Genomic DNA, 24231 nt, shown 5'->3' with positions numbered 1-24231 from the left:
GCCGATGGTAGTGTGGGGTTTCCCCATGTGAGAGTAGGTCATCGTCAAGATTCATTTCGCAAAACCCCTATCTGCGCATGCAGGTAGGGGTTTTGTCTTTGTGGGCAAAAAGCATGGCCTGCCACTGCTTCTCTCTGTGGGTGGCGATACAAGGACTCTCCTGCAGGCCCTTTTCCTATGCAAGCCAACAGCCCATGGCTATCATGCCTGCCTTATTCCAAGTCGAGACTGGCATGCTGAAGTTGTTGAATCTCCTCAAGGACGGTCGGTTCCATTCCGGAGAAGCTCTGGGGGCAGCCCTAGGGGTGAGTCGCAGCGCAGTTTGGAAGCAGCTGCAGCATCTGGAAAGTGAGCTGAACCTCACCATTCACAAGGTTCGTGGGCGCGGTTACCAGTTGGCCGCGCCACTGGCTTTGCTTGAGGCGCAGGCAATCGCCGAGTTCGCCGTGGGCGAACAGTGGCCGGTATTCATCCACGAAACCATCGATTCGACCAATGCCGAAGGCTTGCGCCTTGCCAGTGAAGGGCAGGCGGCTCCATTCCTGGTTCTGGCTGAGCGCCAGAGCGCCGGACGCGGTCGGCGCGGCCGGCAGTGGGTCAGCCCATTTGCTGAAAATCTCTATTACAGCCTGGTGCTGCGCGTCGATGGAGGCATGCGTCAGCTCGAGGGGTTGAGCTTGGTAGTGGGGTTGGCGGTAATGCGCACCTTGCAGGCGTTCGGTGTAAAGGATGTCGGGCTCAAATGGCCCAACGATGTGCTGGTGCGTGGGCAGAAAATCACCGGGATTCTCCTGGAGTTGGTGGGTGATCCTGCAGATGTCTGTCATGTGGTGCTAGGCATTGGTATCAATGTAAACATGCAGGTAAACGAACAGGTCGATCAGCAGTGGACCTCTATGCGGCGTGAGGTTGGTGCAGCCATAGATCGCAATCACTTGGTAGCGCTGCTCAGTCAGCAGCTACAGCACGAATTGGCGCGCCATCGCCGCTACGGCTTTGCTGCATTCCAGGAAGAGTGGGAGCAGGCGCACTTGTGGCAGGGGCGCAATGTATCGCTGGTTGCTGGTAGTACACGTATTGATGGCGTGGTTCTTGGCGTCGACGGGCAGGGTGGTTTGCGCCTTGAGGTGGACGGGATGGAAAAGAGCTTCAGTGGTGGTGAGCTCAGTTTGAGGTTGCGTGATGATTCTTGAGCTCGATTGCGGTAACAGCTTCATCAAGTGGCGGGTGATCCATGTCGCCGATGCTGTGATTGAAGGTGGTGGGATCGTCGATTCCGACCAGGCGCTGGTGGCCGAAGTGGCTGCGCTCGCTTCAGTACGCCTCACGGGATGCCGTATTGTCAGTGTGCGCAGCGAAGAAGAAACCGATGCGCTTTGCGCGTTGATTGCTCAGGCATTTGCCGTGCAGGCAAGAGTTGCCCACCCTGTCCGTGAAATGGCAGGTGTGCGCAATGGCTATGACGACTATCAGCGTCTGGGTATGGATCGTTGGCTGGCGGCGCTGGGGGCATTTCACCTGGCCAAGGGCGCGTGCCTGGTGATTGACCTGGGTACCGCGGCCAAAGCGGACTTCGTGTCTGCAGATGGCGAGCATCTGGGGGGCTACATCTGCCCGGGTATGCCATTGATGCGTAGCCAGCTGCGCACTCACACCCGTCGTATTCGCTATGACGATGCCTCCGCGGAGCGGGCATTGAACAGCTTGTCACCAGGTCGCTCGACTGTCGAAGCGGTGGAGCGCGGTTGCGTATTGATGCTCCAGGGCTTTGCCTACACCCAGCTTGAGCAGGCTCGTGTGCTATGGGGTGAGGAGTTCACCGTGTTCCTCACTGGCGGTGATGCGCCGCTGGTGAGGGAGGCCCTGCCACAGGCGCGGGTCGTGCCTGACCTGGTTTTCGTTGGCCTGGCAATGGCCTGCCCATTGGATTGAGGTGCCTATGCGCTGGTTGTTTCTGCTGTTACTGGTGCTCAACGTCTTTTATTACGTATGGCATCAGCAGGAAGCCCCGCTGAAGGTCAAGGAAGTCGCCCCATTGTCGCTGTACAAGGGGAATCAGCAAGAAATCCGACTGTTGCGTGAGACAGGTGTGTCGGCACCGCCCAAGCGTCGTGATGAATGCCTGGTAGTCGGAGGCGTGAAGGGGCAGGAGCAGTTGGATGCGCTGCGTCAGCGCCTGCTGAGTCTGGATATTGCCACCTCGCCGGTGGCAGGACAGCTGCCTGGGGCGGATGGTCGCTGGCTCAAGGTTTCTCCGGAAAGCGAGCGTTTGTTGGACCAAACGGTGCTCTTGGCTCTTTCCAATGATTTCAAAGACTTAAAACATAAAATTATTTTCTGCCAAGGTATTGCAACTGGCGAATAGCTTGATAGAATGGCGCCCGCTTCACAGGGAACACCACTCAGGTGGTAGAGCTGGAAGCGGTGTCAAAGCAGCTAAGTTTCAGATTTGATTGAAAAAATTTGAAAAAACGCTTGACACTAGGACGGCAGACAAATAGAATGCCGGCCACATCTGGAGGGATTCCCGAGCGGTCAAAGGGGACGGACTGTAAATCCGTTGCGAGAGCTTCGAAGGTTCGAATCCTTCTCCCTCCACCAGTTTTAGCGAGAGCCGCAAGCTCCGCGGGTATAGTTTAGTGGTAGAACCTCAGCCTTCCAAGCTGATGATGCGGGTTCGATTCCCGCTACCCGCTCCAAGTTTGCCGGATTTTGCACAAAGTGTTTCGCTCTTGTAGCTCAGTTGGTAGAGCACACCCTTGGTAAGGGTGAGGTCAGCGGTTCAAGTCCGCTCAAGAGCTCCATATAAACAAGGCAGATATGAAAATATCTGCCTTTGTTTTATCAGCGCAAGACTATTTCTTCTGCGGAGGATTGTATCGATGGCTAAGGAAAAGTTTGATCGTTCCCTTCCCCACGTTAACGTCGGCACTATCGGCCACGTTGACCACGGTAAGACCACTCTGACCGCAGCTCTGACTCGCGTTTGCTCCGAAGTTTTCGGTTCGGCAATCGTTGAGTTCGACAAGATCGACTCGGCTCCGGAAGAAAAAGCGCGCGGTATCACCATCAACACCGCTCACGTTGAGTACAACTCGACCATTCGTCACTACGCTCACGTTGACTGCCCAGGTCACGCTGACTACGTGAAGAACATGATCACCGGTGCTGCCCAGATGGACGGCGCGATCCTGGTTTGCTCGGCCGCCGATGGTCCGATGCCACAAACCCGTGAGCACATCCTGCTGTCCCGTCAGGTAGGCGTTCCGTACATCGTGGTCTTCCTGAACAAGGCTGACCTGGTAGACGACGCTGAGCTGCTGGAACTGGTCGAGATGGAAGTTCGCGACCTGCTGTCCACCTATGACTTCCCAGGCGACGACACCCCGATCATCATCGGTTCGGCTCGTATGGCGCTGGAAGGCAAAGACGACAACGAAATGGGCACTACCGCTGTTAAGAAGCTGGTAGAAACTCTGGACAGCTACATTCCTGAGCCAGTTCGTGCTATCGACCAGCCGTTCCTGATGCCGATCGAAGACGTATTCTCGATCTCGGGTCGTGGTACCGTTGTTACCGGTCGTATCGAGCGTGGTATCGTCCGCGTTCAGGATCCGCTGGAAATCGTTGGTCTGCGTGACACCACCACCACCACCTGCACCGGTGTTGAGATGTTCCGCAAGCTGCTGGACGAAGGTCGTGCTGGCGAGAACTGCGGCGTTCTGCTGCGTGGCACCAAGCGTGACGACGTTGAGCGTGGTCAGGTTCTGGTCAAGCCAGGTTCGGTCAAGCCGCACACCAAGTTCACCGCAGAAGTCTACGTCCTGTCGAAGGAAGAAGGCGGCCGTCACACGCCGTTCTTCAAAGGCTACCGTCCACAGTTCTACTTCCGTACCACTGACGTGACCGGTAACTGCGAACTGCCGGAAGGCGTTGAAATGGTAATGCCAGGTGACAACATTCAGATGACTGTTACCCTGATCAAGACCATCGCAATGGAAGACGGTCTGCGCTTCGCTATCCGTGAAGGCGGTCGTACCGTCGGCGCCGGTGTCGTGGCAAAAATTATTGAATAAGTAGTTGATTTACTTGATCAGGCCGGTATAATGGCCGGCCTGATACAGCGTTACAGGTCAGTAGCTCAATTGGCAGAGCGACGGTCTCCAAAACCGTAGGTTGGGGGTTCGATTCCCTCCTGACCTGCCATTTCACCTCGGTGTGATGGCTTTCTTCTTACAGGATCCTCCTCGATGACCCCCAAAACTGAAGCCCAAGAATCGCGTTTTGATCTGTTCAAGTGGCTGGCTGTAGTGGCTTTGGTGGTTGTTGGTGTCGTGGGTAATCAATATTACTCCGCCTCTCCAATCCTGTATCGCGTTCTTGTGCTTCTCGTCCTTGCTGCTGTCGCGGGCTTTGTAGCTCTGCAGACTGCGAAGGGCAAGTCGTTCTTTGCGTTGGCGAAGGAAGCTCGTACCGAGATTCGTAAAGTCGTGTGGCCGACCCGCCAGGAAACCACCCAGACCACGCTGATTGTCGTGGCTGTCGTGCTGGTTATGGCACTGCTGCTGTGGGGGCTCGACTCCCTGCTCGGCTGGGCGGTCTCCTTGATCGTTGGCTAAAGGTGTCCCGTGGCTAAGCGTTGGTATGTTGTGCATGCTTACTCGGGTTACGAGAAGCATGTAATGCGCTCCCTCATCGAGCGCGTCAAGCTGGCTGGCATGGAAGACGGTTTCGGCGAGATCTTGGTCCCGACCGAAGAAGTCGTCGAAATGCGCAACGGCCAGAAGCGCAAGAGTGAGCGTAAATTCTTCCCTGGCTATGTACTGGTCCAGATGGAGATGAATGAAGGGACTTGGCACTTGGTCAAGGATACCCCTCGCGTGATGGGCTTTATCGGCGGTACTGCTGACAAGCCTGCGCCGATTACCGATAAAGAAGCTGAGGCCATCCTGCGTCGCGTTGCCGACGGTAGCGATAAGCCGAAGCCCAAGACGCTGTTCGAGCCAGGTGAAGTGGTTCGAGTCATTGATGGTCCGTTCGCTGACTTCAATGGTAGTGTCGAAGAAGTTAACTACGAAAAGAGTCGCCTGCAGGTTGCGGTGCTCATTTTCGGTCGCTCTACTCCGGTGGAGCTCGAGTTCAGCCAGGTCGAAAAGGTCTAGGCGGACGAAGCATCCCATACCCCGCAGCCCTGTGTGCTGCGGGGTTTTGTCGTCACTGGGATAAAACGCAAGTCATCCGGGGAGCCATCAGGCGTTCGTACCCGATTTTGGAGTAGCTCATGGCTAAGAAGATTCAGGCTTACATCAAGCTGCAAGTTAAGGCCGGCCAGGCCAACCCAAGCCCACCCGTTGGTCCAGCTCTGGGTCAACATGGTGTGAACATCATGGAATTCTGCAAGGCCTTCAACGCCCGTACCCAGGGTCAAGAAGCCGGCCTGCCGACTCCAGTGATCATCACTGTCTACAGCGACCGTAGCTTCACCTTCGAGACCAAGAGCACCCCTGCCTCGGTTCTGCTGAAGAAAGCTGCTGGCCTGACCAGTGGTTCGGCTCGCCCGAACACCGTTAAAGTCGGTACCGTTACCCGTGCTCAGCTGGAAGACATCGCGAAAGCCAAACAGGCTGACCTGACTGCCGCTGACCTGGACGCTGCTGTACGCACCATCGCTGGCTCTGCCCGCAGCATGGGCCTGAACGTGGAGGGTGTGTAATGGCTAAGCTGACCAAACGCCAAAAGGCAATCGCCGAGAAAATCGAAGCAGGCAAGGCCTACAACTTCGAAGAAGCGGCAACTCTGCTGGCCTCGCTGCCTGCTGCCAAGTTCGTCGAGTCCTACGACATCGCCGTTAACCTCGGTGTTGACCCGCGTAAATCCGACCAGGTCGTACGTAGCGCTACCGTGCTGCCACACGGCACTGGCAAGACCGTTCGCGTTGCTGTCTTCACCCAGGGTCCAGCTGCTGAAGCTGCTCTGGCTGCCGGCGCTGATCGCGTAGGTATGGATGATCTGGCTGCCGAAATGAAAGGCGGCGACCTGAACTATGACGTCGTTATCGCATCGCCTGATGCCATGCGCGTTGTAGGTCAGCTGGGTCAGGTTCTGGGTCCTCGCGGCCTGATGCCTAACCCGAAAGTTGGTACCGTGACCCCAGACGTAGCCACTGCCGTGAAAAACGCCAAGGCTGGTCAGGTTCGCTACCGTACCGACAAAAACGGTATCATCCACACCTCCGTTGGCAAGATCGGCTTTGAAGCTGACAAGCTGAAGGAAAACGTTGAAGCCCTGATCGCTGACCTGAAGCGTATCAAGCCAGCTTCCTCGAAAGGTATCTACGTTAAGCGCGTTACCCTGAGCACCACCATGGGCCCAGGTCTGGTCATCGATCAGAGCTCGCTGAACGTGTAAGAACATGGCGGCGCGACCAGTCGCGCCGCCAGCAAAAATTGGGGTCCCTGCCTGGCGGGGGCTATCCAAGACCGTAGGCGGCGCAAGCCTTAAAATATCAGCCCACGCAGATGGTGCTCCCGATTCGTTACCGAATCAGACACCAAAACGACATCCGGCCTCGGCCAGATGAAACGGTAAAAACCAGGAGTAAACCCGTGGCAATTAAACTCGAAGACAAGAAGGCCATCGTCGCTGAAGTCAACGAGGCTGCCAAAGTCGCTCTGTCCGCTGTCGTGGCTGATGCCCGTGGTGTGACTGTAAGCGCAATGACCGGACTCCGTAAAGAGGCCCGCGAAGCTGGCGTATACGTACGTGTAGTGCGTAATACCCTGCTCAAGCGCGCTGTTGAAGGCACCGAATTCTCGATCCTCAACGACGCGTTCAAAGGCCCGACCCTGATTGCTTTCTCCAACGAACACCCGGGCGCTGCTGCTCGTCTGTTCAAAGAGTTCGCCAAGGGTCAGGACAAGTTCGAGATCAAGGCAGCTGCGTTTGACGGCAATTTCATTGCAGCGAACCAGATCGACGTGTTGGCTACCCTGCCGACCCGCGACGAAGCTATTGCACGACTGATGAGCGTTATTCAAGGCGCCACCAGCAAGCTGGCTCGTACTCTGGCAGCCATTCGCGACCAGAAAGAAGCTACCGCCGCCTAAGGCGTGCGAACTCTTTCAAAATCATACGTTTAATTTGATGGCTGCGTAGGCTGTCACCCCAATACAGGATTGAGTCATGTCTCTGACTAACGAACAAATCATCGAAGCAATCGGCCAGAAAACCGTTCTGGAAGTTGTTGAGCTGATCAAAGCAATGGAAGAAACCTTCGGCGTTACCGCTGCTGTTGCCGCTGCTGGCCCAGCTGCTGCTGCTGCCGTTGTTGAAGAGCAGACCGAGTTCAACGTTGTTCTGGTTGAAGCCGGCGACAAGAAAGTGAACGTGATCAAAGCCGTTCGCGAACTGACCGGTCTGGGCCTGAAAGAAGCCAAAGAGAAAGTCGATGGCGCTCCTCAGGTTGTAGCTGAAGGCGTTTCGAAAGAAGCCGCTGAAGACGCTAAGAAGAAGCTGGAAGAAGCAGGCGCTAAAGTCGAGCTGAAGTAATCTCGACCTTGCGATGCCAGCCTGAGCGTTGAGCGAAAGGCTGATGGCTGGTGGCTTATGCCACCGGCCTTTTTCCGTTATTGGTGGCCGGTCAGGCCGGTCCCGATAACGAGCTGCAAGACACCCATGTGGGTGGCGCAAACCAAGGGGTTTGCACGATTTTCTGGCTGCTCCCGCCGGGAGAAGCCAAACAAGCAGGTGACCAAGCTGGGGAACGCTGATGGCTTACTCATACACTGAGAAAAAACGTATCCGCAAGGACTTTAGCAAGTTGCCGGACGTCATGGATGTGCCTTACCTCCTGGCCATCCAGCTGGATTCGTATCGCGAATTCCTGCAAGCGGGAGCATCCAAGGATCACTTCCGCGACGTCGGCCTGCACGCGGCCTTCAAATCGGTATTCCCGATCATCAGCTACTCCGGCAATGCTGCCCTGGAGTACGTAGGCTATCGCCTGGGCGAACCCGCCTTCGATGTGAAGGAATGTGTCCTGCGTGGCGTGACCTTCGCGGTCCCACTGCGGGTCAAGGTGCGCCTGATCATCTTCGACAAGGAATCGTCGAACAAAGCGATCAAGGACATCAAAGAGCAAGAAGTCTACATGGGTGAAATCCCCCTGATGACTGAGAACGGTACCTTCGTTATCAACGGTACCGAGCGTGTGATCGTTTCCCAACTGCACCGTTCGCCTGGTGTGTTCTTCGACCACGACCGTGGCAAGACCCACAGCTCGGGCAAGCTGCTGTACTCCGCTCGCATCATCCCTTACCGCGGTTCCTGGCTGGACTTCGAGTTCGACCCGAAGGACTGCGTGTTCGTGCGTATCGACCGTCGCCGCAAATTGCCGGCCTCGGTGCTGCTGCGCGCCCTGGGTTACAGCACTGAAGAAGTGCTGAATACCTTCTACACCACCAACGTGTTCCACATTTCCGGCGAAAAACTCAGCCTGGAACTGGTGCCACAGCGTCTGCGTGGTGAAGTTGCAGTCATGGACATCCATGACGAAACCGGCAAAGTCATCGTCGAGCAAGGCCGCCGTATTACCGCGCGCCACATCAACCAGCTCGAGAAGGCCGGCGTCAAGCAACTGGACGTTCCAATGGAATACGTCCTGGGCCGCACTACCGCCAAGGCTATCGTGCATCCGGCTACCGGCGAAATTCTCGCCGAATGCAACACCGAGATGACCACCGAGCTGCTGATCAAGGTCGCCAAGGCGCAGGTTGTCCGTATCGAGACCCTGTACACCAACGACATCGATTGCGGTCCGTTCATCTCTGACACTCTGAAGATCGATACCACCAGCAACCAGCTGGAAGCTCTGGTCGAGATCTACCGCATGATGCGTCCAGGCGAGCCGCCAACCAAGGATGCAGCCGAGACCCTGTTCAACAACCTGTTCTTCAGTGCCGAGCGTTACGATCTGTCCGCCGTAGGCCGCATGAAGTTCAACCGTCGTATCGGTCGTACCGAGATCGAGGGTTCGGGCGTGCTGAGCAAGGAAGACATCGTCGAGGTTCTGAAGACCCTGGTCGATATCCGTAACGGCAAAGGTATCGTCGACGACATCGACCACCTGGGTAACCGCCGCGTACGTTGCGTCGGCGAGATGGCCGAGAACCAGTTCCGTGTTGGCCTGGTGCGTGTGGAGCGCGCGGTCAAGGAACGCCTGTCGATGGCGGAAAGCGAAGGCCTGATGCCGCAAGACCTGATCAACGCCAAGCCGGTAGCGGCGGCGGTGAAAGAGTTCTTCGGTTCCAGCCAGCTGTCCCAGTTCATGGACCAGAACAACCCTCTCTCGGAGATTACCCACAAGCGCCGCGTCTCTGCACTCGGCCCTGGCGGTCTGACCCGTGAGCGGGCCGGCTTCGAAGTCCGTGACGTACACCCGACCCACTATGGCCGTGTGTGCCCGATCGAGACCCCTGAAGGTCCGAACATCGGTCTGATCAACTCCTTGGCGGCCTACGCCCGCACCAACCAGTACGGCTTCCTGGAAAGCCCGTACCGCGTGGTGAAGGAAGGCGTTGTCAGCGACGACATCGTGTTCCTGTCGGCAATCGAAGAGGCGGATCACGTCATCGCACAGGCTTCGGCCGCGATGAACGACAAGAAGCAACTGATCGATGAGCTGGTAGCAGTTCGTCACCTGAACGAATTCACCGTCAAGGCGCCGGAAGACGTCACCCTGATGGACGTTTCGCCGAAGCAGGTTGTTTCCGTTGCAGCGTCGCTGATTCCGTTCCTCGAGCACGACGACGCCAACCGTGCGTTGATGGGTTCGAACATGCAGCGTCAGGCTGTACCAACCCTGCGTGCCGACAAGCCGCTGGTAGGTACCGGCATGGAGCGCAACGTTGCCCGTGACTCCGGTGTCTGCGTGGTTGCTCGCCGCGGTGGTGTGATCGACTCGGTCGACGCTAGCCGTATCGTTGTTCGCGTTGCCGACGACGAAGTGGAAACCGGCGAAGCAGGTGTGGATATCTACAACCTGACCAAGTACACCCGTTCGAACCAGAACACCTGCATCAACCAGCGTCCGCTGGTGAGCAAAGGTGACAAGGTTCAGCGTGGTGACATCATGGCCGACGGCCCGTCCACCGACATGGGTGAGCTGGCTCTGGGTCAGAACATGCGCATCGCGTTCATGGCGTGGAACGGCTTCAACTTCGAAGACTCCATCTGCCTGTCCGAGCGTGTGGTTCAGGAAGATCGCTTCACCACCATCCACATTCAGGAACTGACCTGTGTGGCGCGTGACACCAAGCTCGGCCCAGAGGAAATCACTGCGGACATCCCGAACGTGGGTGAAGCCGCACTGAACAAGCTGGACGAAGCCGGTATCGTTTACGTAGGTGCTGAAGTTGGCGCTGGCGACATCCTGGTTGGCAAGGTCACGCCAAAAGGCGAAACCCAACTGACTCCGGAAGAAAAACTGCTGCGCGCAATCTTCGGTGAGAAGGCCAGCGACGTTAAGGACACCTCCCTGCGTGTGCCAACCGGCACCAAGGGTACTGTCATCGACGTACAGGTCTTCACCCGTGATGGCGTGGAGCGCGATAGCCGCGCGCTGGCCATCGAGAAGATGCAGCTCGACGAGATCCGCAAGGACCTCAACGAAGAGTTCCGCATTGTTGAAGGTGCAACCTTCGAGCGTCTGCGTTCTGCCCTGAACGGTCAGGTGGTTGATGGTGGTGCGGGCCTGAAGAAAGGCACCGTGATCACTGACGAGGTGCTGGACGGTCTGGAGCACGGCCAGTGGTTCAAACTGCGCATGGCTGAAGATGCACTGAACGAGCAGCTGGAAAAGGCTCAGCAGTACATCGTCGACCGTCGCCGTCTGCTGGACGACAAGTTCGAAGACAAGAAGCGCAAGCTGCAGCAGGGCGATGACCTGGCACCGGGCGTACTGAAGATCGTCAAGGTTTACCTGGCAATCCGCCGTCGCATCCAGCCGGGTGACAAGATGGCCGGTCGTCACGGTAACAAGGGTGTTGTCTCGGTCATCATGCCGGTTGAAGACATGCCGCACGATGCCAACGGTACTCCGGTTGACGTCGTACTGAACCCGCTGGGTGTACCTTCGCGTATGAACGTTGGTCAGATCCTTGAAACCCACCTGGGCCTCGCGGCCAAGGGTCTGGGCGAGAAGATCGACCGCATGCTCGAAGAGCAGCGTAAAGCTGCTGAGCTGCGCGTGTTCCTGACCGAGGTCTACAACGAGATCGGCGGTCGTCAGGAAAACCTCGACGAGTTCACCGACGAAGAGATCCTGGCCCTGGCTAACAACCTGAAGAAAGGCGTGCCGATGGCTACCCCGGTCTTCGATGGTGCCAAGGAGCGCGAGATCAAGGCCATGCTGAAGCTGGCCGACCTGCCAGAGAGCGGCCAGATGGTGCTGTTCGACGGCCGTACCGGCAACAAGTTCGAGCGTCCTGTGACCGTTGGTTACATGTACATGCTCAAGCTGAACCACTTGGTGGACGACAAGATGCACGCGCGTTCCACTGGTTCCTACAGCCTGGTTACCCAGCAGCCGCTGGGTGGTAAGGCACAGTTCGGTGGTCAGCGTTTCGGGGAGATGGAAGTGTGGGCGCTGGAAGCATACGGCGCGGCATACACCCTGCAAGAAATGCTCACAGTGAAGTCGGACGACGTGAACGGCCGTACCAAGATGTACAAGAACATCGTGGATGGCGATCACCGTATGGAGCCGGGCATGCCCGAGTCCTTCAACGTGTTGATCAAAGAGATCCGTTCGCTCGGTATCGATATCGATCTGGAAACCGAATAACACGTGACGCGAAGGGGAGTGGGGCAGGTAATGCCCGCTCCCTGCTCCGCCAGGAGGAAAGGCCTTGAAAGACCTACTGAATTTGCTGAAAAACCAGGGTCAAGTCGAAGAGTTCGACGCCATCCGCATCGGTCTGGCGTCGCCTGAAATGATCCGTTCGTGGTCGTTCGGTGAAGTTAAGAAGCCGGAAACCATCAACTACCGTACGTTCAAGCCTGAGCGTGACGGCCTGTTCTGCGCCAAGATCTTTGGCCCAGTCAAGGACTACGAGTGCCTGTGCGGCAAGTACAAGCGCCTCAAGCACCGCGGCGTAATCTGCGAGAAGTGCGGCGTTGAAGTTGCCCTGGCGAAGGTTCGTCGTGAGCGCATGGCGCACATCGAGCTGGCCTCGCCGGTTGCCCACATCTGGTTCCTGAAGTCGCTGCCGTCCCGTATCGGCCTGCTGATGGACATGACCCTGCGTGATATCGAGCGCGTGCTCTACTTCGAGAGCTATGTCGTTATCGACCCGGGCATGACTACCCTGGAAAAGGGCCAGCTGCTGAACGACGAGCAGTACTTCGAAGCGCTGGAAGAGTTCGGTGACGACTTCGATGCCCGCATGGGTGCCGAGGCTGTCCGCGAGCTGCTGCACGCTATCGACCTGGAGCACGAGATCGGCCGCCTGCGCGAAGAAATTCCGCAGACCAACTCGGAAACCAAGATCAAGAAGCTTTCCAAGCGTCTGAAGCTGATGGAAGCTTTCCAGGGCTCGGGCAACCTGCCTGAGTGGATGGTCCTGACCGTTCTGCCAGTGCTGCCGCCGGACCTGCGTCCGCTGGTGCCGCTGGATGGTGGCCGTTTTGCGACCTCCGACCTGAACGACCTGTATCGTCGGGTGATCAACCGTAACAACCGTCTGAAGCGCCTGCTGGATCTGTCGGCGCCGGACATCATCGTGCGCAACGAAAAGCGCATGCTGCAGGAAGCGGTCGACGCCCTGCTGGATAACGGCCGCCGTGGTCGCGCCATCACTGGCTCGAACAAGCGTCCGCTGAAGTCCCTGGCCGACATGATCAAAGGTAAGCAAGGTCGCTTCCGTCAGAACTTGCTCGGTAAGCGTGTTGACTACTCCGGCCGTTCGGTAATTACCGTAGGTCCGACCCTGCGTCTGCACCAGTGCGGTCTGCCGAAGAAGATGGCCCTCGAGCTGTTCAAGCCGTTCATTTTCGGCAAGCTGGAAATGCGTGGTCTGGCGACCACCATCAAGGCTGCCAAGAAGATGGTCGAGCGCGAGCTGCCAGAGGTTTGGGACGTTCTCGCCGAAGTGATTCGCGAACACCCCGTACTGCTCAACCGTGCACCGACTCTTCACCGTCTGGGTATCCAGGCGTTTGAACCCGTACTGATCGAAGGTAAGGCTATCCAGCTGCACCCGCTGGTCTGTGCTGCGTACAACGCCGACTTCGACGGCGACCAGATGGCCGTTCACGTGCCGCTGACCCTGGAAGCCCAGCTCGAAGCGCGTGCGCTGATGATGTCGACCAACAACATCCTGTCGCCAGCCAACGGTGAGCCAATCATCGTTCCGTCGCAGGACGTTGTACTGGGTCTGTATTACATGACCCGTGAAGCGATCAATGCCAAGGGCGAGGGTCGCGTGTTCGCCGACCTGCAGGAAGTCGACCGCGTATTCCGCGCCGGCGAAGCCGCCCTGCACGCGAAAATCAAGGTTCGTATCAACGAAACCGTGAAAGAGCGTGATGGCTCGGTGGTCAAGAACACCCGCATCGTCGACACCACCGTCGGCCGTGCGCTGCTGTTCCAGGTTGTGCCAGCAGGTCTGCCGTACGACGTGGTCAACCAGCCGATGAAGAAAAAGGCGATCTCCAAGCTGATCAACCAGTGCTATCGCGTGGTTGGTCTGAAAGAGACCGTTATCTTCGCCGACCAGCTGATGTACACCGGTTTCGCTTACTCGACCATTTCCGGCGTTTCCATCGGTGTTAACGACTTCGTTATCCCGGACGAGAAAGCCCGCATCATCGGTAACGCTACCGACGAAGTGAAGGAAATCGAGAGCCAGTACGCCTCCGGTCTGGTAACCCAGGGCGAGAAGTACAACAAGGTCATCGACTTGTGGTCGAAGGCGAACGACGAAGTGTCCAAGGCGATGATGGCCAACCTCTCGAAAGAGAAGGTCATCGACCGCGAAGGCAAGGAAGTCGAGCAAGAGTCCTTCAACTCGATGTACATGATGGCTGACTCGGGTGCGCGGGGTTCCGCAGCCCAGATCCGTCAGTTGGCCGGTATGCGTGGTCTGATGGCCAAGCCGGACGGCTCCATCATCGAGACGCCGATCACTGCGAACTTCCGTGAAGGTCTGAGCGTACTTCAGTACTTCATCTCGACTCACGGTGCTCGTAAGGGTCTGGCGGATACCGCACTGAAAACCGCTAACTCCGGTTACCTGACTCGTCGTCTGGTGGACGTTGCCCAGGATCTGGTTGTGACCGAGATCGACTGCGGCACCGATCAGGGCCTGGTGATGACGCCACACATCGAAGGCGGCGACGTTGTAGAGCCGCTGGGTGAGCGTGTATTGGGTCGTGTCATCGCCCGTGACGTGTTCAAGCCAGGCACCGAGGACGTTATCGTTCCGGCCGGTACCTTGGTCGACGAGCAGTGGGTTGAGTTCATCGAGCTGAACAGCATCGACGAAGTGATCGTGCGTTCGCCGATCAACTGCGAAACCCGCTACGGCATCTGTGCCAAGTGCTACGGTCGTGACCTGGCTCGCGGTCACCAGGTGAACATCGGTGAAGCTGTCGGCGTTATCGCTGCCCAGTCGATCGGTGAGCCGGGTACCCAGCTGACCATGCGTACGTTCCACATCGGTGGTGCCGCAAGCCGTACTTCGGCTGCCGACAGCGTCCAGGTGAAGAATGGCGGTATGGTGCGTCTGCACAACCTGAAGCAGGTTGAGCGTGCCGACGGTAACCTGGTTGCCGTATCGCGTTCGGGTGAGTTGGCGATTGCCGACGAGTTCGGTCGTGAGCGTGAGCGCTACAAGCTGCCTTACGGTGCGGTGATTTCGGTCAAGGAAGGTGAAAAGGTCGAAGCTGGCGCCATCGTCGCCAAGTGGGACCCGCACACTCACCCGATCGTTACCGAGCTGAAAGGTACCGTGACCTTCGTGGGCATGGAAGAAAACATCACCATCAAGCGTCAGACCGATGAACTGACTGGCTTGACCAACATTGAAGTACTGGACGTCAAGGATCGCCCTGCCGCAGGCAAGGAAATCCGTCCAGCAATCAAGATGGTCGATGCCTCAGGCAAGGACCTGTACCTGCCAGGTACTGACGTACCTGCCCAGTACTTCCTGCCAGCCAACGCCCTTGTCGGTGTGGCTGACGGTGCGCAGATCGGTGTTGGTGACGTTATCGCGCGTATCCCGCAAGAAACGTCGAAGACCCGTGACATTACCGGTGGTCTGCCGCGTGTTGCCGACCTGTTCGAAGCGCGTCGTCCGAAAGAAGCCTCGATTCTGGCTGAAGTCAGCGGCACCATCGCATTCGGTAAAGAGACCAAGGGCAAGCGTCGCCTGGTGATCACTCCGACCGACGGTAGCGATCCGTACGAAGAGCTGATTCCGAAGTGGCGCCACCTGAACGTCTTCGAAGGTGAACAGGTAAACCGCGGCGAAGTTATCTCCGACGGCCCGAGCGATCCGCATGACATCCTGCGTCTGCTGGGTGTGAGCGCGCTGGCGAAGTACATCGTCAACGAGATCCAGGATGTTTACCGTCTGCAAGGCGTGAAGATCAACGACAAGCACATCGAGACCATCCTGCGTCAGATGCTGCGCAAGGTCGAGATCTCCGAGTCGGGCGATTCCAGCTTCATCAAGGGCGACCAGATGGAACTGACCCAGGTGCTGGTAGAGAACGAGCGTCTCGCTAGCGAGGACAAGTTCATCTCCAAGTTCACCCGTGTGTTGCTGGGTATCACCAAGGCCTCGCTGTCCACCGAGTCGTTCATCTCCGCGGCTTCCTTCCAGGAAACCACCCGCGTACTGACCGAAGCGGCTGTAACCGGCAAGCGCGACTACCTGCGCGGCCTGAAAGAGAACGTGGTCGTGGGTCGTCTGATCCCGGCTGGTACTGGTCTGGCCTACCACAGCGAGCGTAAGCGTCGCCGTGATGCCGACAAACCGCTGCGTGTAAGCGCCAGTGAAGTGGAAGCTGCACTGACCGAAGCGCTGAATTCCAGCGGTAACTAAGTACAGGGCAAGGCCCCGGCAAGCCTCGGGCGAGCATCGGCGACATGAAATGTTGCCGATGATCGGGCGGGGAGGGCCGGGGCCTCGTCTTGACTGGGTGCAAGATCCTCTTTAGACTTTTGTACCCTTAAATTTGGTGAGGCTCCGTCTCGCCAATTTTTGGCTTTCTTGCAAGACAATAGAGTCGCAAGACAATCAGTGGAGCTAGTAGATGGCAACTATCAACCAGCTGGTACGTCAGCCGCGTAAGCGTTCGGTCGAGAAGTCCGACGTTCCTGCGCTGCAGAACTGCCCGCAGCGTCGTGGCGTGTGCACCCGTGTGTACACCACCACGCCGAAAAAACCTAACTCGGCACTGCGTAAAGTATGCCGTGTGCGTCTGACCAACGGTTTCGAGGTTTCCTCGTACATCGGTGGTGAAGGCCACAACCTGCAAGAGCACAGCGTCGTCCTGATTCGTGGCGGCCGTGTAAAAGACTTGCCAGGTGTTCGTTACCACACCGTTCGCGGCTCTCTGGATACTTCGGGCGTTAAAGGCCGTAACCAGGGTCGTTCGAAGTACGGTACCAAGCGTCCGAAGTAATCGGTCGTTTGCAGACATCCATTTTTTTGAGTCGATAAGAGTAAGGTCGGGCGTGGGTCGAATGACCTGGTCCCGGGCTAACCTGAAGACCGTTTGAGGGCTTATCATGCCAAGACGTCGTGTAGCAGCAAAACGTGAGATCCTTGACGATCCGAAGTACGGATCCCAGATCCTCGCGAAGTTCATGAACCACGTGATGGAAAGCGGCAAGAAGGCCGTAGCCGAGCGCATCGTTTACGGTGCCCTGGATACCGTCAAAGCACGCAAGAACAGCGACCCCCTGGAAATCTTCGAGAAAGCTCTCGACGCCATCGCTCCGCTGGTCGAAGTAAAGTCCCGTCGTGTCGGCGGTGCCACTTACCAGGTTCCGGTTGAAGTTCGTCCATCCCGTCGTAACGCTCTGGCAATGCGCTGGCTCGTAGACTACGCCCGCAAGCGCGGCGAGAAGTCGATGGCTCTGCGTCTGGCCGGCGAGCTGCTGGATGCTGCCGAAGGCAAGGGTGCTGCAGTCAAGAAGCGTGAAGACGTTCACCGTATGGCTGAAGCCAACAAAGCGTTCTCGCACTACCGCTTCTAATTCAAGCATCAATCTTTTTGCGAGGGCTTTATGGCTCGTACTACAGCAATTAACCGCTACCGTAACATTGGTATCTGTGCCCACGTTGACGCGGGCAAGACCACCACTACCGAGCGGATCCTGTTCTACACAGGTCTGAGCCACAAAATGGGCGAGGTGCATGACGGCGCCGCGACCACCGACTGGATGGTGCAGGAGCAGGAGCGGGGTATCACCATTACCTCCGCTGCCGTTACCACCTTCTGGAAAGGTTCCCGTGGTCAGTATGACAACTACCGCGTAAACGTCATCGATACCCCTGGCCACGTTGACTTCACCATTGAAGTAGAGCGTTCGCTGCGTGTACTCGACGGCGCGGTCGTTGTGTTCTGTGGCACCTCCGGCGTTGAGCCGCAGTCCGAAACCGTATGGCGTCAGGCCAACAAGTACGGCGTTCCGCGTGTTGTTTACGTGAACAAGATGGACCGTGCTGGTGCAAACTTCCTGCGCGTCGTAGGTCAGATCAAGAACCGTCTGGGTCACACTCCGGTTCCTGTTCAGCTGGCCATCGGTTCGGAAGATAACTTCCAGGGTCAGGTTGACCTGATCAAGATGAAGGCTATCTACTGGAACGACGACGACAAGGGTACTACCTACCGCGAGGAAGAAATTCCTGCGGATATGGTCGAGCTGGCTAACGAATGGCGCAACAACATGGTTGAAGCCGCCGCCGAAGCCACCGAAGAGCTGATGAACAAGTACCTTGAAGAAGGTGAGCTGTCCGTCGAAGAGATCAAGGCAGGCCTGCGCGCGCGCACCCTGGCCAGCGAGATCGTTCCGGCTGTCTGCGGTTCGTCGTTCAAGAACAAGGGTGTTCCCCTGGTTCTCGACGCCGTTATCGACTTCCTGCCAGCTCCGACCGAGATCCCTGCGATCAAGGGTATCCACCCTGACCTGATCGATGTGCCTAAGGACGAAGTCAAGCCAGAGCAATTCGACGAGCGTCATGCTGACGACGACGAGCCGTTCTCGGCCCTGGCCTTCAAGATTGCCACCGACCCGTTCGTTGGTACTCTGACCTTCGTTCGCGTTTACTCGGGCTTCCTGACCTCCGGTGACTCCGTCATCAACTCGGTCAAGGGCAAGAAAGAGCGCGTTGGTCGTATGGTCCAGATGCACGCCAACCAGCGTGAAGAGATCAAAGAAGTACGTGCAGGCGACATCGCTGCTCTGATCGGCATGAAGGACGTCACCACTGGTGATACCCTGTGCAACGCCGACAAGCCGATCATCCTTGAGCGTATGGACTTCCCTGAGCCTGTGATTTCGCTCTCTGTAGAGCCGAAAACCAAGCAGGACCAGGAGAAGATGGGTATCGCACTGGGCAAGCTGGCTCAGGAAGACCCATCGTTCCGCGTCAAGACCGATGAAGAAACCGGTCAGACCATCATCTCCGGTATGGGTGAGCTGCACCTGGATATCCTCGTTGACCGCATGAAGCGCGAATTCAACGTCGAAGCCAACATCGGCAAGCCGCAGGTTTCGTACCGCGAGAAGATCACCAAATCCAACGTCGAGATCGAAGGCAAGTTCGTTCGTCAGTCGGGTGGTCGTGGTCAGTTCGGTCACTGCTGGGTTCGCTTCTCCGAGCCGGACGTGGACGACAAGGGCAACATCACTGAAGGTCTGGTGTTCTCCAACGAAGTCGTTGGTGGTGTGATTCCTAAGGAATACATCCCTGCGATCCAGAAGGGTATCGAAGAGCAGATGAAAAACGGCGTTGTTGCCGGTTATCCTCTGATCGGCCTGAAGGCCGCGGTATTCGACGGTTCGTACCACGACGTCGACTCCAACGAAATGGCGTTCAAAATCGCTGCTTCGATGGCGACCAAGCAACTGGCCCAGAAGGGCGGTGGCGTGGTTCTCGAGCCGATCATGAAAGTCGAAGTTGTAACCCCGGAAGACTACCTGGGTGACGTGATGGGTGACCTGAACCGTCGTCGTGGTCTGGTCCAGGGTATGGATGAGTCGGTCTCTGGCCGTGTCGTCCGTGCTGAAGTACCGCTCGGAGAGATGTTCGGTTACGCAACCGACGTTCGTTCCATGTCTCAGGGTCGCGCAAGCTACTCCATGGAATTCTCCAAATACGCCGAAGCTCCGTCGAACATCGTCGAAGCACTCGTTAAAAAACAAGGCTAATCCCCTTTAGGCAAGAGGTTCACTGTCGTGGCTAAAGAAAAATTTGATCGTTCCCTTCCCCACGTTAACGTCGGCACTATCGGCCACGTTGACCACGGTAAGACCACTCTGACCGCAGCTCTGACTCGCGTTTGCTCCGAAGTTTTCGGTTCGGCAATCGTTGAGTTCGACAAGATCGACTCGGCTCCGGAAGAAAAAGCGCGCGGTATCACCATCAACACCGCTCACGTTGAGTACAACTCGACCATTCGTCACTACGCTCACGTTGACTGCCCAGGTCACGCTGACTACGTGAAGAACATGATCACCGGTGCTGCCCAGATGGACGGCGCGATCCTGGTTTGCTCGGCCGCCGATGGTCCGATGCCACAAACCCGTGAGCACATCCTGCTGTCCCGTCAGGTAGGCGTTCCGTACATCGTGGTCTTCCTGAACAAGGCTGACCTGGTAGACGACGCTGAGCTGCTGGAACTGGTCGAGATGGAAGTTCGCGACCTGCTGTCCACCTATGACTTCCCAGGCGACGACACCCCGATCATCATCGGTTCGGCTCGTATGGCGCTGGAAGGCAAAGACGACAACGAAATGGGCACTACCGCTGTTAAGAAGCTGGTAGAAACTCTGGACAGCTACATTCCTGAGCCAGTTCGTGCTATCGACCAGCCGTTCCTGATGCCGATCGAAGACGTATTCTCGATCTCGGGTCGTGGTACCGTTGTTACCGGTCGTATCGAGCGTGGTATCGTCCGCGTTCAGGATCCGCTGGAAATCGTTGGTCTGCGTGACACCACCACCACCACCTGCACCGGTGTTGAGATGTTCCGCAAGCTGCTGGACGAAGGTCGTGCTGGCGAGAACTGCGGCGTTCTGCTGCGTGGCACCAAGCGTGACGACGTTGAGCGTGGTCAGGTTCTGGTCAAGCCAGGTTCGGTCAAGCCGCACACCAAGTTCACCGCAGAAGTCTACGTCCTGTCGAAGGAAGAAGGCGGCCGTCACACGCCGTTCTTCAAAGGCTACCGTCCACAGTTCTACTTCCGTACCACTGACGTGACCGGTAACTGCGAACTGCCGGAAGGCGTTGAAATGGTAATGCCAGGTGACAACATTCAGATGACTGTTACCCTGATCAAGACCATCGCAATGGAAGACGGTCTGCGCTTCGCTATCCGTGAAGGCGGTCGTACCGTCGGCGCCGGCGTTGTGGCCAAAATCATCGAGTAATCACTCGACCGATTGAAAAAACCCCCGCTCAGCGGGGGTTTTTTTTATTGGGTTGACACTAATTGGGGGCGTCTATAGAATCACGCCTCCTTTTAGCGGGCGTAGTGCGTCCGTTGGGAACAGCCTGGAGTCTGAAATCCAATGCAAAATCAGCAAATCCGTATCAGGTTGAAGGCTTTCGACCATCGCCTGATCGACCAATCCACCCAGGAAATCGTGGAAACCGCGAAACGTACTGGTGCACAAGTGCGTGGTCCAATTCCACTGCCTACCCGCAAAGAGCGTTTCACCGTTCTGGTTTCCCCGCACGTCAACAAAGACGCGCGTGACCAGTACGAGATTCGCACTCATAAGCGTGTTCTGGACATCGTCCAGCCAACGGATAAAACCGTTGACGCGCTGATGAAGCTTGATCTGGCGGCAGGTGTGGAAGTACAGATCAGCCTCGGCTAAGACTTCGGTCTAGTCGTGTAACGCTCTGAAATGGGCGGCCATAGCGGGTGAAAGCCCCGTACACTCATGAGGTTTACAACATGACTATTGGTGTAATCGGTCGCAAGTGCGGTATGACCCGCATTTTCACCGAAGAAGGTGTCTCCATTCCGGTCACGGTCATTGAGATCGAGCCGAATCGCGTCACCCAGTTCAAAACTGAAGAAACCGATGGCTACCGTGCAGTGCAAGTCACTGTCGGCGAGCGTCGTGCTTCGCGTGTGACTGCCGCTCAGGCAGGCCACTTCGCCAAGGCCAACGTTGCCGCTGGTCGCGGTGTTTGGGAGTTCCGTCTTGAAGAAGGCGATTTCCAGGCTGGCGATCTGATCAAAGCTGAACTCTTCACTGCAGGCCAGCTGGTTGACGTTACTGGTCAGTCCAAAGGTAAAGGCTTCGCCGGTACCATCAAGCGCTGGAACTTCCGTGGTCAGGACAACACCCACGGTAACTCCGTGTCGCACCGTGTTCCTGGTTCCATCGGCCAGTGCCAGACTCCTGGTCGTGTGTTCAAGGGCAAGAAAATGTCCGGTCACATGGGCGCCGAGCGCGTGACTGTTCAGTCCCTGGAAGTAGTTCGCGTAGACGCTGAACGCAACCTGCTGCTGATCAAGGGTGCCGTACCTGGCGCTACTGGCGGCGACGTGGTTGTACGTCCAGCTGTCAAGGCTCGCGGTTAAGGGGAAACTGACATGCAACTTAATGTAAATGACGCTCAGGCGATCGAAGTTTCCGAACTGACTTTCGGTGGCGAATTCAACGAGACGCTGGTTCACCAAGCAGTCGTGGCCTACATGGCTGGCGGCCGTCAGGGTACCAAGCAGCAGAAGACCCGTTCCGACGTGGCTGGTGGCGGTAAGCGCCCATGGCGTCAGAAGGGTACTGGCCGTGCTCGTGCTGGTACCACTCGTGGTCCGATCTGGCGTGGCGGTGGTGTAACCTTCGCAGCTCGCCCTCAAGATCACTCGCAAAAGCTCAACAAGAAGATGTATCGCGCAGCTCTGCGCTCCATCCTCGCTGAGCTGGTGCGTAGCGACCGTCTGGTCGTGGTTCAGGACTTCGCTGTTGAAGCACCGAAAACCAAAGATCTGCTGAACAAGCTGAACGGCATGGGTCTGAGCGACGTGTTGATCGTTTCCGACGCTGTTGATCAGAACCTGTACCTGGCTGCTCGTAACCTGCCGCACGTCGATGTACGTGACGTACAAGGTTCCGACCCGGTCAGTCTGATCGCATACGAGAAAGTGTTGATCACTGTCTCGGCCGTGAAGAAATTCGAGGAGCTGCTGGGATGAACCAGGAACGCGTATTCAAAGTCCTCCTTGGCCCGCACGTTTCCGAGAAGGCTACCGTTCTGGCTGAGAAAAAAGGCCAGTTCGTATTCAAGGTTGCTACTGATGCAACCAAGCTGGAAATCAAGAAAGCTGTCGAAGGCCTGTTCAACGTAAAAGTTGAAAACGTGTCGACTGTTAACGTTCTGGGTAAAACCAAGCGTACCGCACGTGGTCTGGGCAAGCGTAATGACTGGAAGAAGGCGATCGTCTCCCTTCAGCCAGGCCAAGATCTCGATTTCAGCAGCAGTGCTGAGTAAGGAAGGGGTGCATCATGGCAATCGTTAAATGCAAACCGACTTCCCCTGGCCGCCGTTTCGTGGTCAAGGTGGTCAACAAGGAGCTGCACAAAGGCGCTCCTCACGCACCGCTGATCGAGAAAAAATCGAAGTCTGGTGGTCGTAACAACAATGGCCGCATTACCACTCGTCACGTTGGTGGTGGTCACAAGCAGCATTACCGTCTGGTCGACTTCCGTCGCAACGACAAAGATGGCATTCCAGCCACTGTCGAGCGTATCGAATACGATCCAAACCGTACTGCTCACATCGCCCTGCTGTGCTACGCAGACGGTGAGCGTCGCTACATCATCGCGCCTAAAGGCGTGAGCGCTGGCGACCAGCTGATCGCAGGTGCCCTGGCCCCAATCAAGGCCGGTAACTCCCTGCAGCTGCGCAACATTCCAGTAGGTAGCACCATTCACGGCATCGAACTGAAGCCGGGTAAAGGTGCTCAGATCGCTCGTTCCGCTGGTGCTTCGGCTCAGCTGATCGCTCGCGAAGGTGTCTACGTGACCCTGCGTCTGCGCTCTGGTGAAATGCGTAAAGTCCTGGCTGAGTGCCGTGCGACCCTGGGCGAAGTCTCGAACTCCGAGCACAGCCTGCGTTCGCTGGGTAAAGCTGGTGCCAAACGCTGGCGCGGCGTTCGCCCAACCGTTCGTGGTGTTGCCATGAACCCGGTTGACCACCCACACGGTGGTGGTGAAGGTCGTACCTCCGGTGGTCGTCATCCGGTATCGCCATGGGGCTTCCCAACCAAGGGTGCTAAAACCCGTGGTAATAAGCGTACCGACAACATGATCGTCCGTCGTCGCAAGTAACTAGAGGGATACGACAGTGCCACGTTCTCTGAAAAAAGGTCCTTTTATCGATCTTCACCTGTTGAAGAAGGTCGAAGTGGCGGTGGAGAAGAACGATCGCAAGCCAGTTAAAACCTGGTCGCGCCGTTCGATGATCCTGCCACAAATGGTCGGTCTGACCATCGCGGTTCACAACGGTCGCCAGCATGTTCCAGTTCTCGTGAACGAAGACATGGTCGGCCACAAACTGGGCGAGTTCGCCGGTACCCGCACCTATCGCGGGCACGTGGCTGACAAGAAAGCCAAGCGTTAAGGGGTAAGGAAATGGAAGTAGCCGCTAAGTTGTCGGGCGCTCGCATCTCCGCCCAGAAAGCCCGCTTGGTCGCCGACCAGATCCGCGGGAAGAAGGTGGGCGAAGCGCTCAACCTGTTGGCCTTCAGCAGCAAAAAAGCCGCTGAAATCATGAAGAAAGTCCTCGAGTCGGCCGTAGCCAACGCCGAACACAACGAAGGCGCAGACGTTGATGACCTGAAGGTCTCCACCGTCTTCGTCAACGAAGGGCGTTCGCTGAAGCGCATCATGCCACGTGCCAAAGGCCGTGCTGATCGCATCGTCAAGCGGTCTTGCCATATCACTGTCAAGGTTGCGGACAAGTAACGGAGTCGATC

The 24231-nt window shown here is 57.1% G+C and carries 23 protein-coding genes and 4 tRNA genes; all 27 read left to right on the top strand.

All coding sequences use genetic code 11. The annotated features are described in order from the left end of the window. Nucleotides 1–233 precede the first annotated feature (233 nt). The 27 genes from birA to rplV all read left to right on the top strand — a co-directional run bounded on the left by birA (nucleotide 234) and on the right by rplV (nucleotide 24220). Nucleotides 234–1193, top strand: a complete 960-nt coding sequence (birA, locus tag I8746_RS16855; protein ID WP_011953321.1) for a bifunctional biotin--[acetyl-CoA-carboxylase] ligase/biotin operon repressor BirA — start codon at nucleotides 234–236, stop codon at nucleotides 1191–1193. Then, on the top strand, nucleotides 1183–1932 hold the full coding sequence (locus I8746_RS16850) for a pantothenate kinase (protein WP_011953322.1): 750 nt from the start codon (nucleotides 1183–1185) through the stop codon (nucleotides 1930–1932). Before birA ends, I8746_RS16850 begins: the two co-directional genes overlap by 11 nt. A gap of 7 nt (nucleotides 1933–1939) precedes the next feature. Then, nucleotides 1940–2365, top strand: a complete 426-nt coding sequence (locus I8746_RS16845) for a hypothetical protein (protein WP_011953323.1) — start codon at nucleotides 1940–1942, stop codon at nucleotides 2363–2365. Nucleotides 2366–2517: 152 nt separating this feature from the next. Beyond that, nucleotides 2518–2601, top strand: a tRNA-Tyr gene (locus I8746_RS16840). A 24-nt stretch (nucleotides 2602–2625) separates the two neighbouring features. After that, a tRNA-Gly gene (locus I8746_RS16835) sits at nucleotides 2626–2699 on the top strand. A gap of 29 nt (nucleotides 2700–2728) precedes the next feature. After that, nucleotides 2729–2804 (top strand) — tRNA-Thr (locus I8746_RS16830). A 78-nt stretch (nucleotides 2805–2882) separates the two neighbouring features. Continuing rightward, nucleotides 2883–4076 carry an elongation factor Tu gene (tuf, locus tag I8746_RS16825; RefSeq protein WP_003255489.1) on the top strand — a complete coding sequence of 398 codons (1194 nt, stop codon included), beginning with the start codon at nucleotides 2883–2885 and terminating at the stop codon, nucleotides 4074–4076. A 54-nt stretch (nucleotides 4077–4130) separates the two neighbouring features. After that, nucleotides 4131–4206: transfer RNA gene (locus tag I8746_RS16820), tRNA-Trp, on the top strand. Nucleotides 4207–4250: 44 nt separating this feature from the next. Next, complete coding sequence (secE, locus tag I8746_RS16815) at nucleotides 4251–4619, top strand: preprotein translocase subunit SecE (protein ID WP_003255502.1); 369 nt, start codon at nucleotides 4251–4253, stop codon at nucleotides 4617–4619. Nucleotides 4620–4628: 9 nt separating this feature from the next. Continuing rightward, nucleotides 4629–5162 (top strand): transcription termination/antitermination protein NusG, encoded by a 534-nt coding sequence (gene nusG / locus I8746_RS16810; RefSeq protein WP_003255501.1) that lies wholly within the window; start codon nucleotides 4629–4631, stop codon nucleotides 5160–5162. Between the two features lie 119 nt (nucleotides 5163–5281). Further along, nucleotides 5282–5713 carry a 50S ribosomal protein L11 gene (gene rplK / locus I8746_RS16805; protein ID WP_003255500.1) on the top strand — a complete coding sequence of 144 codons (432 nt, stop codon included), beginning with the start codon at nucleotides 5282–5284 and terminating at the stop codon, nucleotides 5711–5713. Next, nucleotides 5713–6408, top strand: coding sequence for a 50S ribosomal protein L1 (gene rplA, locus I8746_RS16800; RefSeq protein ID WP_003255499.1), 696 nt, complete (start codon nucleotides 5713–5715; stop codon nucleotides 6406–6408). The genes rplK and rplA overlap by 1 nt, the downstream gene beginning before the upstream one ends. 197 nt (nucleotides 6409–6605) lie before the next feature. Next, a complete protein-coding gene (gene rplJ / locus I8746_RS16795) occupies nucleotides 6606–7106 on the top strand; it encodes a 50S ribosomal protein L10 (protein ID WP_003255497.1) in 501 nt (166 codons plus the stop codon). Between the two features lie 76 nt (nucleotides 7107–7182). Continuing rightward, on the top strand, nucleotides 7183–7548 hold the full coding sequence (gene rplL, locus I8746_RS16790) for a 50S ribosomal protein L7/L12 (protein ID WP_003255496.1): 366 nt from the start codon (nucleotides 7183–7185) through the stop codon (nucleotides 7546–7548). 220 nt (nucleotides 7549–7768) lie between these two features. Further along, nucleotides 7769–11842: a DNA-directed RNA polymerase subunit beta gene (rpoB, locus tag I8746_RS16785; RefSeq protein WP_003255495.1), complete on the top strand. Its 4074-nt coding sequence runs from the start codon at nucleotides 7769–7771 to the stop codon at nucleotides 11840–11842. A 64-nt stretch (nucleotides 11843–11906) separates the two neighbouring features. After that, the gene (gene rpoC / locus I8746_RS16780; RefSeq protein WP_014755148.1) at nucleotides 11907–16106 is read left to right on the top strand and encodes a DNA-directed RNA polymerase subunit beta'; all 4200 of its coding nucleotides are present in this window, start codon (nucleotides 11907–11909) and stop codon (nucleotides 16104–16106) included. Nucleotides 16107–16317: 211 nt separating this feature from the next. Next, nucleotides 16318–16689: a 30S ribosomal protein S12 gene (gene rpsL, locus I8746_RS16775; RefSeq protein ID WP_003255492.1), complete on the top strand. Its 372-nt coding sequence runs from the start codon at nucleotides 16318–16320 to the stop codon at nucleotides 16687–16689. Between the two features lie 106 nt (nucleotides 16690–16795). After that, on the top strand, nucleotides 16796–17266 hold the full coding sequence (rpsG, locus tag I8746_RS16770) for a 30S ribosomal protein S7 (RefSeq protein WP_003246741.1): 471 nt from the start codon (nucleotides 16796–16798) through the stop codon (nucleotides 17264–17266). A 30-nt stretch (nucleotides 17267–17296) separates the two neighbouring features. Then, complete coding sequence (gene fusA, locus I8746_RS16765; protein ID WP_003255490.1) at nucleotides 17297–19444, top strand: elongation factor G; 2148 nt, start codon at nucleotides 17297–17299, stop codon at nucleotides 19442–19444. Nucleotides 19445–19471: 27 nt separating this feature from the next. Beyond that, the gene (tuf, locus tag I8746_RS16760) at nucleotides 19472–20665 is read left to right on the top strand and encodes an elongation factor Tu (protein WP_003255489.1); all 1194 of its coding nucleotides are present in this window, start codon (nucleotides 19472–19474) and stop codon (nucleotides 20663–20665) included. A gap of 141 nt (nucleotides 20666–20806) precedes the next feature. After that, the gene (gene rpsJ / locus I8746_RS16755; protein ID WP_003186070.1) at nucleotides 20807–21118 is read left to right on the top strand and encodes a 30S ribosomal protein S10; all 312 of its coding nucleotides are present in this window, start codon (nucleotides 20807–20809) and stop codon (nucleotides 21116–21118) included. An 80-nt stretch (nucleotides 21119–21198) separates the two neighbouring features. Beyond that, nucleotides 21199–21834 (top strand): 50S ribosomal protein L3, encoded by a 636-nt coding sequence (rplC, locus tag I8746_RS16750; RefSeq protein WP_003255486.1) that lies wholly within the window; start codon nucleotides 21199–21201, stop codon nucleotides 21832–21834. Between the two features lie 12 nt (nucleotides 21835–21846). Further along, the gene (gene rplD / locus I8746_RS16745; RefSeq protein WP_003255485.1) at nucleotides 21847–22449 is read left to right on the top strand and encodes a 50S ribosomal protein L4; all 603 of its coding nucleotides are present in this window, start codon (nucleotides 21847–21849) and stop codon (nucleotides 22447–22449) included. Further along, a complete protein-coding gene (rplW, locus tag I8746_RS16740) occupies nucleotides 22446–22745 on the top strand; it encodes a 50S ribosomal protein L23 (protein ID WP_003255484.1) in 300 nt (99 codons plus the stop codon). The genes rplD and rplW overlap by 4 nt, the downstream gene beginning before the upstream one ends. 14 nt (nucleotides 22746–22759) lie before the next feature. Continuing rightward, nucleotides 22760–23584, top strand: a complete 825-nt coding sequence (rplB, locus tag I8746_RS16735) for a 50S ribosomal protein L2 (protein WP_003255483.1) — start codon at nucleotides 22760–22762, stop codon at nucleotides 23582–23584. A gap of 16 nt (nucleotides 23585–23600) precedes the next feature. Beyond that, nucleotides 23601–23876 carry a 30S ribosomal protein S19 gene (gene rpsS / locus I8746_RS16730; protein WP_003255482.1) on the top strand — a complete coding sequence of 92 codons (276 nt, stop codon included), beginning with the start codon at nucleotides 23601–23603 and terminating at the stop codon, nucleotides 23874–23876. 11 nt (nucleotides 23877–23887) lie between these two features. Beyond that, complete coding sequence (rplV, locus tag I8746_RS16725) at nucleotides 23888–24220, top strand: 50S ribosomal protein L22 (protein WP_003103908.1); 333 nt, start codon at nucleotides 23888–23890, stop codon at nucleotides 24218–24220. Nucleotides 24221–24231: the final 11 nt, after the last annotated feature.

It is taken from the genome of Pseudomonas sp. USTB-Z (assembly GCF_019691255.1).
Lineage (GTDB): Bacteria > Pseudomonadota > Gammaproteobacteria > Pseudomonadales > Pseudomonadaceae > Aquipseudomonas > Aquipseudomonas alloputida.
Note: the sequence above shows the minus strand (reverse complement) of the source record. Positions and strands in the feature narration are given on the sequence as shown.

Coding starts and splice junctions, on each gene's coding strand:
- rplC (WP_003255486.1), top strand. CDS start 21,199: ATGACTATTGGTGTAATCGGTCGCAAGTGCGGTATGACCCGCATTTTC.
- rplD (WP_003255485.1), top strand. CDS start 21,847: ATGCAACTTAATGTAAATGACGCTCAGGCGATCGAAGTTTCCGAACTG.
- rpoB (WP_003255495.1), top strand. CDS start 7,769: ATGGCTTACTCATACACTGAGAAAAAACGTATCCGCAAGGACTTTAGC.
- rpsL (WP_003255492.1), top strand. CDS start 16,318: ATGGCAACTATCAACCAGCTGGTACGTCAGCCGCGTAAGCGTTCGGTC.
- rplA (WP_003255499.1), top strand. CDS start 5,713: ATGGCTAAGCTGACCAAACGCCAAAAGGCAATCGCCGAGAAAATCGAA.
- I8746_RS16850 (WP_011953322.1), top strand. CDS start 1,183: ATGATTCTTGAGCTCGATTGCGGTAACAGCTTCATCAAGTGGCGGGTG.
- tuf (WP_003255489.1), top strand. CDS start 2,883: ATGGCTAAGGAAAAGTTTGATCGTTCCCTTCCCCACGTTAACGTCGGC.
- rplW (WP_003255484.1), top strand. CDS start 22,446: ATGAACCAGGAACGCGTATTCAAAGTCCTCCTTGGCCCGCACGTTTCC.
- secE (WP_003255502.1), top strand. CDS start 4,251: ATGACCCCCAAAACTGAAGCCCAAGAATCGCGTTTTGATCTGTTCAAG.
- rplV (WP_003103908.1), top strand. CDS start 23,888: ATGGAAGTAGCCGCTAAGTTGTCGGGCGCTCGCATCTCCGCCCAGAAA.
- fusA (WP_003255490.1), top strand. CDS start 17,297: ATGGCTCGTACTACAGCAATTAACCGCTACCGTAACATTGGTATCTGT.
- birA (WP_011953321.1), top strand. CDS start 234: ATGCTGAAGTTGTTGAATCTCCTCAAGGACGGTCGGTTCCATTCCGGA.
- rplL (WP_003255496.1), top strand. CDS start 7,183: ATGTCTCTGACTAACGAACAAATCATCGAAGCAATCGGCCAGAAAACC.
- I8746_RS16845 (WP_011953323.1), top strand. CDS start 1,940: ATGCGCTGGTTGTTTCTGCTGTTACTGGTGCTCAACGTCTTTTATTAC.
- rplK (WP_003255500.1), top strand. CDS start 5,282: ATGGCTAAGAAGATTCAGGCTTACATCAAGCTGCAAGTTAAGGCCGGC.
- rpsJ (WP_003186070.1), top strand. CDS start 20,807: ATGCAAAATCAGCAAATCCGTATCAGGTTGAAGGCTTTCGACCATCGC.
- rpsG (WP_003246741.1), top strand. CDS start 16,796: ATGCCAAGACGTCGTGTAGCAGCAAAACGTGAGATCCTTGACGATCCG.
- rplB (WP_003255483.1), top strand. CDS start 22,760: ATGGCAATCGTTAAATGCAAACCGACTTCCCCTGGCCGCCGTTTCGTG.